The 9,844-nt window shown below is 63.5% G+C and carries 12 protein-coding genes and 1 tRNA gene; 3 read left to right on the top strand and 10 right to left on the bottom strand.

Annotated features, from left to right (window positions below):
- Window positions 1-200: 200 nt before the first annotated feature.
- Window positions 201-291, top strand: a tRNA-OTHER gene (locus ACSLE4_RS11880).
- Between the two features lie 1,294 nt (window positions 292-1,585).
- Here the strand turns inward: ACSLE4_RS11880 and ACSLE4_RS11875 are convergent.
- From ACSLE4_RS11875 to ACSLE4_RS11865, 3 genes are all read right to left on the bottom strand, one after another.
- Entirely contained in the window at window positions 1,586-1,801 is a 216-nt protein-coding gene (locus tag ACSLE4_RS11875) for a hypothetical protein (protein WP_435904657.1), read from the bottom strand.
- A 196-nt stretch (window positions 1,802-1,997) separates the two neighbouring features.
- Window positions 1,998-2,354: a hypothetical protein gene (locus ACSLE4_RS11870; RefSeq protein WP_435904656.1), complete on the bottom strand. Its 357-nt coding sequence runs from the start codon at window positions 2,352-2,354 to the stop codon at window positions 1,998-2,000.
- 161 nt (window positions 2,355-2,515) lie between these two features.
- On the bottom strand, window positions 2,516-2,923 hold the full coding sequence (locus tag ACSLE4_RS11865) for a diacylglycerol kinase (RefSeq protein WP_435904655.1): 408 nt from the start codon (window positions 2,921-2,923) through the stop codon (window positions 2,516-2,518).
- 93 nt (window positions 2,924-3,016) lie between these two features.
- Between ACSLE4_RS11865 and ACSLE4_RS11860 the strand changes: the two genes are divergently transcribed.
- Window positions 3,017-3,955, top strand: a complete 939-nt coding sequence (locus tag ACSLE4_RS11860) for a DMT family transporter (RefSeq protein WP_435904654.1) — start codon at window positions 3,017-3,019, stop codon at window positions 3,953-3,955.
- Window positions 3,956-3,965: 10 nt separating this feature from the next.
- On the opposite strand, the gene tgt is transcribed toward ACSLE4_RS11860, so the two are convergent.
- The 7 genes from tgt to ACSLE4_RS11825 form a co-directional block, all read right to left on the bottom strand.
- Window positions 3,966-5,084 carry a tRNA guanosine(34) transglycosylase Tgt gene (gene tgt / locus ACSLE4_RS11855; protein ID WP_435904653.1) on the bottom strand — a complete coding sequence of 373 codons (1,119 nt, stop codon included), beginning with the start codon at window positions 5,082-5,084 and terminating at the stop codon, window positions 3,966-3,968.
- Window positions 5,081-6,166, bottom strand: a complete 1,086-nt coding sequence (queA, locus tag ACSLE4_RS11850; RefSeq protein WP_435904652.1) for a tRNA preQ1(34) S-adenosylmethionine ribosyltransferase-isomerase QueA — start codon at window positions 6,164-6,166, stop codon at window positions 5,081-5,083. The genes tgt and queA overlap by 4 nt, the downstream gene beginning before the upstream one ends.
- A 13-nt stretch (window positions 6,167-6,179) precedes the next feature.
- Window positions 6,180-6,635 carry a DMT family transporter gene (locus ACSLE4_RS11845; RefSeq protein ID WP_435904651.1) on the bottom strand — a complete coding sequence of 152 codons (456 nt, stop codon included), beginning with the start codon at window positions 6,633-6,635 and terminating at the stop codon, window positions 6,180-6,182.
- 31 nt (window positions 6,636-6,666) lie between these two features.
- Window positions 6,667-7,128, bottom strand: a complete 462-nt coding sequence (locus ACSLE4_RS11840) for a peptidylprolyl isomerase (protein WP_435904650.1) — start codon at window positions 7,126-7,128, stop codon at window positions 6,667-6,669.
- A 30-nt stretch (window positions 7,129-7,158) separates the two neighbouring features.
- Entirely contained in the window at window positions 7,159-7,803 is a 645-nt protein-coding gene (locus ACSLE4_RS11835; protein WP_435904649.1) for a peptidylprolyl isomerase, read from the bottom strand.
- A 29-nt stretch (window positions 7,804-7,832) separates the two neighbouring features.
- Window positions 7,833-8,327: a pantetheine-phosphate adenylyltransferase gene (gene coaD, locus ACSLE4_RS11830; protein ID WP_435904648.1), complete on the bottom strand. Its 495-nt coding sequence runs from the start codon at window positions 8,325-8,327 to the stop codon at window positions 7,833-7,835.
- A 180-nt stretch (window positions 8,328-8,507) separates the two neighbouring features.
- Entirely contained in the window at window positions 8,508-9,221 is a 714-nt protein-coding gene (locus tag ACSLE4_RS11825) for an OmpW/AlkL family protein (protein WP_435904647.1), read from the bottom strand.
- A gap of 393 nt (window positions 9,222-9,614) precedes the next feature.
- Here ACSLE4_RS11825 and ACSLE4_RS11820 point away from each other — a divergent pair.
- Window positions 9,615-9,844, top strand: a 230-nt coding sequence (locus tag ACSLE4_RS11820; protein WP_435904646.1) for a hypothetical protein, incomplete at its 3' end; no start/stop codon positions are given.

The raw sequence follows: 9,844 nt of genomic DNA, 5'->3' as shown, positions 1-9,844 counted from the left end.
CCGCCTCGCCCTTCTTCTCAGGCTTGGGCGGCGGTTTCAGCCGCTTCACGGCGGCGTCGGTCAGGACCTTCTTGACCAAGTTAAGCGGCTCCGTAGAGAACCATAGGTAACGCCGGTCATATGTTTTGACCTGTTACCTACTGTACGGTAGTGTAAGGCTCTACGGATGGGAAAGGCAAGGCACACAAGGGTTTTATCCCGGGCCGTGCAATTAAGTGTTAGGTGCTGAAAACGGCCTGAATAGAACTTTTAATCAGAGGGTCCTGGGTTCGAGTCCCAGCGCGCTCACCACAATCCTTCAAGGACTTAGTCCCTAAAGCTCGCAGACGGTCCGAAAGCGAACTCCGACAAACACCCGGTGTCGCCTGAGAGAGATCCACGAAGCTCGGGAACAATGGCTTGGAAAGTGCGTTCAATCGACTGGGTGTTGGCACTGCACCTCCCCCGACGGTTCCCCCCGCCGTCAGCCTTAAGCGGTGCCTCCACCCTGCCCCTTTACCTTGAGCCTGGCCACGAGCCTGGCTCTTTTTTTGTGAACTCATTTTTTGTCAGGGTCACTCCGCCTCCCATGAGGTTCCCTAGTTTTGCGCTTCCTTGAGGCGGTGGGCTCCAAGGCGAATGCACCAGCTGTTATAGTCCGAGGCGACATCTGAATGGCCGCCAGCCATCCCCGCCCGATCAAACTTTCTGAATCTGTGGCCCGCAGGATACAGCCTGCGTTGACCCGGCAGGCTATAATCCACTTATAAACGTCGATTCTGCAGGACCTTTGGGGGATTCAACCATGAGACTCTTTATCGCTTGCGCGATTATCGTTTCGGCCACGATCGGCCTCGGCGGTTGCTTCGGGCATCACGAGAAAGCCGTTGTCGTCGAGCCGTTGAAGCTCGGCTAAACATTGGCGACGAGATAGCCCTTCAATCTATCTCTCCGGCAAATGCCAACCCCGGTCAGGTTCTCCTGGCCGGGGTTTTTTTATTGCCGGTCCAGCCCGCCGTCAAAATGAGCAAGCCCGGCCGCCCGTTTTGAGGGCCGGGACGATGACCTCCGATCCGAGGATTAGCGTTCGCACTCACCGCCCCGTTCGAGCCGCCCGCGCCTCCGGACAGAGCCCAATCCAATGCCTGCCGGGGCCAAAAATGGCGGATTTGCAGGACTTCGGCCTTCCGAGACCTGTGTTTTTTTGAGCCAAAGCGTGACCTAAACGTCACAGCATTTCCCGGCAAAGCCCGATATAGTCATCGACAGAATCGACAGAAAGAAACGGGGGACCAACCATGCGTCTGTTCATCGCTTGTGCCATCATCATCTCGGCAACCATCGGCCTCGGCGGCTGCTTCGGCCACCACGAAAAGGCTGTTATCGTGGAGCCGTTGAAGCTCGGCTAAAGAATTGACGACGAGATAGCTCTTCAAACTATCTCTCCGGCAAATGCCAGCCCCGGTCGGGTTCTCCCGGCCGGGGTTTTCATTGCCCGGTGTCCAGGCTCATGGCGCGCCTTTGAACGCAACACAGCCGCCCTCGAAGGACGAGAGCGGCTGTGCAACTGAAGTTTGGTCTTGAGACGGACCAAGCAAGCGAAGGCTTACTTACACTTGGTCATGCCCTTCATGGCCATGTGCGCGTCGGCCTCGGAGCCGTACTCGCCCATCATGGCGAACTTTGCGGTGTCGGTCGGCGCCGACCGCGCCATGGTGCACGTCTTCGTCTTGTTGTCGAAGACGATGTAGAAGCTGTCCATCGCCAGCGCAGGAGCTGCAAAGGCGCCGATCAGCGTAGCTGCAATCAGAATCTTCTTCATGGGGGTGTCTCCTCTTTGGGGAGGCAAGAGTGCCTCACGCGGCGAAGAGAGCACCGAACCCGCTCACGGAAAACTCAACTCTCCGGCACATTTCCTCGCGCGCGCTTCAACGAAGCGTGACGAGCGCTGAACACGGCGTGATGCCTGCTCAACGCGTTTGGCATCGCGCAAGGCGATAAAGTGGAGATTTTGGCGCTTATTCGGCCCGCGCTCCGGCGAAACGGCGGCGCAGCCGCGCATAGACGTTGCGCTTGAGGAAGTAATAAGCCGGGCGGCCCATCACGGCGACAGCCACGAATTTTGAGAGAAACGGCGTGGCTCCCAGCACGGCGGAAAGGCCCGCCTTGAAGCCCGGGTCGAGATCGGCCGCCATTACCAGAGGAATCATCGGCCAGGCGATATAGGCGCCGACGAGAATGACCGTGCCCAGCGCGAAGCGCCAGCCGACTTGCTCGGCGGTAAACTCTGGTTCCGTGGCAGCTATAGCCGTCTCCTTGGCAAGCGTCCGCGCGGGGCTTCCATCAGACTTGTGTATCTGGGTCCTTGACGGCAACCGGAAGGTGCCCCGCCTTCGGTCGTGGCTCAAATGTTAGCCTTCGCCGTCCCATGGCGAAACATCTTTTCGCAGGTGCGATAAAGCCGAATTACGGCGATTTCGGGCAGTTCGCGGGAAGTTGACCGTCTGCTAGGCGTCGGCCGGAAGCGCGCCGCCCGTCAGTCCCCATCCAAAGTGGCCACGAGCCAAGCGGGGTCGAACCAGCGGTCCGCCTCGCCGTCATAGGGCAGGCGGTTGATGTCCCAGTGGCGGATATAGGGGGCATAGACGTCCCAAACCGGCGGACCGCCGCCCACGAAGACCACGCGATCGGGGAACCAGGCGAAAACCTCTTCGGGATGGTGGCTGGAGCGGATCTCGCAAATCGTGCGGTCCTCATAGGCGAAGTCCGGGATCGAGGCGACGGTCTTCGGGCCGGCGATGAGCACGTGACCGCGTGTCACCTCGAAGAAGCGGGCGACGTCGGCGACATAGTCACGTCCCTTGTTCCCCTCCCACGGGAGCCGGCCGTCGAGGCCGAGCTGCCCCCGCAAGCCAATGGCGCATATGGCGCGAATGTCAGCCAACTGGTCTTCCTCGCGAAGCGGCCATCTGTTTTATCGGCCAATGGCGCTTTGGCAAAGTTTGGTGCACATAGTTTGGTTCATACAGGCATCTTCATGAGCTCCCGCCCGACCCCGTCCGCGTCCGCCGATCCAAGCCATACCTACAAGGCGATCGGCCTCATGGCGCTGGCGACGGTCTGCTTCGCCTTGCTCGACATCACGGTCAAATACCTGGTCGACGATCACCAGATTCCCACGAGCCAGGCAACGTGGTTGCGCTTCGCGGGCCATGTGGTGTTCAGCGCGCTGGTCTTGTGGCCCTTCGCGCTGAAGCCCTCGCTGCGCTCGGCGAAGCCGCTGATCCAGATACTCCGCTCCTGCATGATGATTCTGACGACTGCGCTCAACTTCGTGGCGTTGAAATATCTTCAGCTCGATCAGACCGTCACAATCTTCTTCCTCACGCCGCTTTTGGTGGCGGGGCTCGCCGGGCCGCTGCTCGGCGAATGGATCGGCTTGCACCGCATGCTGGCCATCGCCGCGGGCTTTCTCGGGGTGCTCGTGGTCATGCATCCCGGTCTTGGGGAGGTCCACTGGGCCATGCTGCTCGTGCTTGGCGCCACCTGCGGTTACGCGCTCTACAACATCGCCACGCGCTACCTCGCCGCGTTCGATCCCGCGTCCGTGACGCAGACCTATACCCCGCTGGTGGGCGTGCTGGTGATGACACCGTTCGCCTTCGTTGAGTGGCAATCGCCGGACGATTGGTTCTTGTGGCTCTTGTTCGCCACGCTCGGCTTCTGGGGCGGGCTCGGCCATTGGCTCTTGATCCTCGCCCACAGAATGGCGCCGGCGGCGGTCCTCGCGCCATACATCTATCTCGGGCTAATCTGGATGTCGGTCGGCGGCTTCTTGGTGTTCGGCGACGTGCCGACAGGCTGGACGCTCGGCGGCGGCGGCATCGTCATTTTCGCCGGCCTCTACTTGTTGGCGCGGGAGCGCAAAGTCACGGCAAAAGGCGGTGCGGCCTCGCAGGTCGACCCGCCGCAATAGCGCTCAGCCCTCATCGGCCGCGGCGTCGCCGGGCAACATTTTCGGCGAAGTCGGCAAAAGTGCCCGCCCCGATCGCCTCGCGCGCGCCGGCCATGAGCTCCTGATAGAACTGCACGTTGGCATAAGAGATCAGCATCGCGCCCAGCATCTCGCCTGACTTTATGAGGTGATGCAGATAAGCGCGCTCATATTGGGCGGCCGGGCATTGGCTCTCGGCATCGAGCGGACTTTGATCCTCGGCGTAGCGCGCATTGCGCAAATTGATCCGCCCGCCCCAAGTGAAGGCTTGCCCATGGCGGCCCGAGCGGGTCGGCATCACGCAGTCGAACATGTCGATGCCCCGCGCGATGGCGCCTAGCATGTCCTGCGGCGTGCCCACGCCCATGAGGTAGCGCGGCCGGTCGTCGGGTAAAAATGCCGTGGTGAGCTCGACCGTTTCGAACATGGCCTCCTGCCCTTCGCCCACCGCAAGCCCGCCAACCGCGTAGCCGGGAAAGCCGATCTCGGTCAGCGCGTAGGCGGACTCCTCGCGCAGCTCCGGATAGACGCTGCCCTGCACGATGCCGAACAAGGCTTGGCCCGGTGCGCTCATGGTCTCGAAGGCGGCCTTTGACCGCTCCGCCCAGCGCATGGACAGACCCAGGGACCGCTTCGCCTCCTCGCGCGTGGCCGGAAACGGCGTGCATTCATCCAGCACCATCTGGATGTCGCTTCCCAGCAGGCACTGCACCTCGATGGCGCGTTCCGGCGTGAGCTCGATGGTGGCGCCGTCCAGATGCGACTGAAAAGTAACCCCCTGCTCGTCGATCTTCCTGAGCTTGGCCAGGGACATGACCTGATAGCCGCCGCTGTCGGTGAGGATCGGCTTTTCCCAATGCATGAATTTGTGCAGGCCGCCGAGCTTGGCGACCCGCTCGGCGCCCGGCCGCAACATCAAATGGTAGGTGTTGCCGAGGATGATGTCGGCGCCGGTGGCGGCGACGTCCTCCGGAAACATGGCCTTCACCGTCGCGCCCGTGCCCACGGGCATGAAGGCCGGCGTGCGGATCACGCCACGCGGCGTGGTGATAGCGCCGGTGCGCGCCGCCCCGTCCCGCGCTTTCACCGCGAAAGAGAACGGCGCGCTCATAACCGCTCCGCGGGGCTCAGCAGGCATGCATCGCCATAGGAATAGAAGCGATAGCGCTCGGCGACGGCATGCGCGTAAGCCTGCTTCATGGTGTCGAGACCTGAAAAGGCGGCGACCAGCATGAACAAGGTCGAACGCGGCAGATGGAAATTGGTCAACAGGCGATCGACGAAGCGGAAGCAATAGCCCGGCGTGATGAAAATGTCAGTCTCGCCCGAAAACGGCTTCAAGGTGCCGAACTCGTCCGCCGCGCTCTCCAGCAAGCGCAATGAGGTCGTGCCGACGGCAACGATCCTGTTGCCACGCGACTTGATGGCATTCAAGGCGAACGCGACCTGCGTGCTGACGACGCCGTGCTCCGCATGCATCTCATGATCTGACGTCTCCTCGGCGCGCACGGGCAGGAACGTGCCCGGCCCCACATGCAACGTCACGAAGTGACAGGTGATGCCGCGCGCCTCGAGCGCCTCGATCAAGTCGCCGGTGAAGTGCAAGCCGGCGGTGGGCGCGGCGACGGCGCCCTCCTCCCGGGCAAAGGTGGTCTGGTAGTCGCTGCGGTCCTGATCGTCCGCCGCACGGCGGGCGGCGATATACGGGGGTAGCGGCATGGCGCCTTGCGCTTCGATAGCGTCGTGCAGCGCCGGCCCGCTCAAGTCGAAGGCGAGCGTCACCTCGCCGCCCTGCCCCTTCGCCTCCACAATGGCGTCGAGCGCCCCCAGCATGCAGGCATTTCCGCCTTCGCCGAATTGGATGCGGTCGCCGGCTTCAAGCCGCTTCGCTGGCCGGACAAGCGCCTGCCAGCGGCGGTCGTCCAGGCGCTCGATCAAGTTCGCCGAAATAGGCGCCGTGGCGTCGCCCCGCCTGCGCACGCCTCGCAGCGCCGCCGGGATTACGCGCGTATCGTTGAGCACCAGCGCATCGCCCGGCGCGATCAATGAGGGCAGATCGGTCATCACCTTATCGGCCAGAAGCTCCGCCCCGTCCGGGTGCACCACGAGAAGCCGCGCGGCGTCACGCGGATGCACTGGACGCAGCGCGATCAGCTCCTCGGGTAGTTCAAAATCGAAAAGGTCCGTGCGCAAGGGCGATCCGCGGCTAGAGCAGCCGCACCATAAGCGCCCCGACCAGCACGAGCACGGCGCCGCTCACCCGGCCCAGGCTCAGCTCGCGCTCCATCAGCTCGAACATGCCGAAGCGGTCGAGCAGCAGCGCGGCGACCAACTGTCCGGCGATGCCGAGGGCCATCACCGCGGCCACGCCGATCTTGGGCGCCAGAAACAGCGTGATGGTCACATACATCGCGCCGAGCAGACCGCCTCCCAGCAACATATAGAGCGGCATACTGCCAAGCGCGCCAAGATTGGTGCTGCTCCGCGCAAAAAGAAGCGTGAGCCCGATCAGCGCGACCGTGCCCACGCAGAACGACATCGTGGCGGCCGAGATGGGGTGCCCAAGGCGGGATGCGGCTTCGGCGTTGATGGGCGCTTGCAGGGCGATCATGCCGCCGGCGACGAGCGCCACCGCTGTCAACAGAAGTCCCGGCAACCACATGGGGGTCCCCTCTCGTTGCATCGTCGGTCCCTTAGGCTCCTGCGCCGATCTTTGCCGACAGGATCTTGTCGGGATCCGCGGGCGGCTCGCCCCGGTTGATCTGATCGACATTCTCCATGCCTTCGATCACCCGGCCCCAGACCGTGTATTTGCGGTCGAGGAACGTGGCGTCGTCGAACACGATGAAGAATTGGCTGTCGGCGGAATCCGGCGACTGCGCCCGGGCCATGGACACGGCGCCGCGCGTATGCGGCTCGGCGTTGAACTCGGCGCCGAGCTTTTGGCCCGAGCCGCCGGCGCCGGTGCCGGTCGGATCGCCGGTCTGGGCCATGAATCCCTCGATCACGCGGTGAAACGGCACGCCGTCATAGAAGCCCTGCTTCGCCAGCTCCTTGATGCGGGCGACGTGGTTGGGCGCGAGGTCGGGGCGCATCTCGACCACGACGTTGCCTTTGCTCGTTTCCAGAATGAGGGTGTCTTCGGGATTTGCCACGGATAGGGCCTCCTTCGTTGCCGGGTTTGCTTACTGCTCGATGGTGGCCTTCTTGACGTAGTCGAGCTTGGGAAAATCAGTGATCAGATAGGCGTTGCCTTCCGTCTGCACGCGTCCCTGGTCGGGGCCCTGGCCCCGCGGCGCACCTTCGCCGTAGCCCTTGAAGAAGGCGTCGACCACGTCCATGCCGGAGACGATCTGGCCGAAGGGCGAGAAGCCTTGGCCGTCGAGACCGGCATTGTCACCGAAATTGATGAAGACCTGGGTCGTGCGGGTGCCGGGGCCGGCGGTGGCGAAGCTCACCATGCCGCGCGTGTTGCTCTGCTTCACCGGATCGTCGGGGATGCGCGCTTCGCGCCACACCGCGGAGAGGTCCGGATTGCCGCTGATGCCGAACTGCACCATGAAGCCGTCGATCACGCGGAAGAAGCGCGCGTCGTTATAGAAGCCGTTCTTCACCAGATTGTAGAAGCGGTCGGCGCCGTTGGGCGACCAGGCGCGATGAACCTCGATCACGAAGGTGCCCTTGCTCGTGTCGAACTTCGCCTTGTAGACGTCCGGCGCCTTCTCGTTGAGCGACGACGGATCGCCGAGATTGGCGGCGATGCTCGGCTGGACGCTCATTGCGGCGAACAGCAAGGCGGCGGTGAAAAGGACAACGGTCCTGATGGTCATGGGGTTTCCTCGCGGGTGTTGGACTTTGGTTATGGGGTGAATTTCTGCTTGAGGCTTGAAGCGACGATCGGCGGCACGAAGCTCGTAACATCCCCGCCCATTGCGGCGATCTGACGGACAAGGCTCGCGGCGATGTGGCGGGTGCCGGGGGACGAGGCCAGGAACACCGTCTCAACATCCGGGTCGAGCGCGGCATTCATGCCGGCCATCTGCATCTCATAGTCGTAGTCGCCGGCGTCCCGCAGGCCCCTGATGACGATCGCGGCGTTGGCGGACTTCGCCGCATCCACGGTGAGGCTGTCATAGGTGGTGACGGCGAGATCGAGGCCAAGCTTCTTGGCCTCCGGCTCGAGCACCTGGCGGGCCAGCGCCACCCGCTCCTCGCCCGAGAACAGCGGATGCTTGTCGTGATGGGTGCCGATGGCGATGACCAGCCGGTCCACGAGACGGGCGGCACGGCGCACGATATCCACATGCCCCAGGGTGACGGGGTCGAAGCTGCCGGGATAGAGACCAACGCGCATGCCGCCTACGCTCCTGAGGCGTTCGGTGGAGCCGTCCGGGATGGACCGCTCGGAAAGCCCTCGCGGCCCCCTTCTAGCCGCGCGGACGCATCATCGGCAAGGCCGCAAGCCTCCAGCAAGGGCCGCGCACGAAAAAAGGGCCCGGCGCGAACCGGGCCCTTCCCACCCCAACTCATTATATTACTTCATCGGTATTGAGGCGGTCTGCGCGCTGTGACCGAAGATGTCGCTCAAGTTGAAGCGATAGCCGAAGCCGGCGGAGACGATCCACGGGTCGAGGTCGGCATCGGCGCGCACGCCCGTGCCGTTCCAGCTGATCTCCGTGTCGAGCCAGGTCTTCTTGACGTCGGCATTGAGATACCAGCCGTTGCCCATGGAGATGTCGAGACCGGCCTGCAGGGTGAAGCCCACCGCGTCGTCGATGTCGACGCTTGTGGCGCCGGTCCGGCCCACGCCCTCATCGAAGAACGCAATATATTGAAGCCCGGCGCCCACATAGGGCTTGAACCTACCGCCGCTGTTAAAGTGGTACTGGGCGGTGAGCGCCGGCGGAAAGATCCAGGTATCGGCGATCTCGCCGAGGCCGGCAATGGCGCCTGTGCCGTTGATCTCATGCTTGGCGAAGCAGCAGAACAGCTCGACCGCCAAGTTGTCGTTGAAGAAATAGGTCAGCGTGGTCGCCGGGATCACCTCGTCGCTGACATTGGCGTTGGCGCCCGGAATGCGCGCCCCCCCGGCGAACACCGTGGCATCGGTATCGGGTAAAACGCCCGTGACCAGGCCCCGGATCATGAAGTTGCCGTGCTCGTCGCCCGCCATGACCGACTTGGACGCGCCGCCAACAAACGCCACCACGGCCAGTAGCGCGAATGCGCCAATCGCGAATCTGTTCATCTGAAATCCCCCAGTCGCCGCGGAAGTACGAAAACGCCGCGCGCGTGTTCTTTCCTATTCTTGAGACGGGGGCCGCGGCGCACCAGCACCGATCGCTTGCCTGGGCTGACCGAGGTCAGCCCACCGCATATCGTCATCCCACTGTTGCGGGAGCGACACGGTTTTTCTTGATCTCGATCAATTCGTTGCGGGCGCGGGTGACGGCACGGTCACGGTGTCGCGGGGCGAACCGGGCTTGATCGACATCAAGGCGCGGCGCCCCTTCAGGCTCGACAGCTTGTGTCTTGATGGCACGCGCTTTCCGCCACGCGGGGACGACCCTTGGAGACCACATCCAGCTTGAAGAGACCGGAGGCCGTCCGACTGTCTGACGCCGCCCCTCCCGAGATCGCGATGCCCCACGGGGTGCCCCCGGCGCTCGCGGCCCAAGGCGCGATGGTGCGGACCCGGCGGGGGCAATCCCTGCCGCTCAGCTTGGACGGCGATGAGACCGTGTTCGTGGTCCGCGCCGGCGCTCTTATGCTGCGCGTCACCCTGCCCCACGATCTCCGCCAGGTGGTGACGCTGCTTTATCCCGGGGACGTGTTCCGTGCAGGCTTCGCGCCGCCTGCCGCCGCCGCGCA

Source organism: Methyloceanibacter sp. (assembly GCF_051306395.1).
Taxonomy (GTDB): domain Bacteria; phylum Pseudomonadota; class Alphaproteobacteria; order Rhizobiales; family Methyloligellaceae; genus Methyloceanibacter.
The sequence above is the reverse complement of the archived record's forward strand: the minus strand, read 5'-3'. Positions and strand labels throughout refer to the sequence as shown.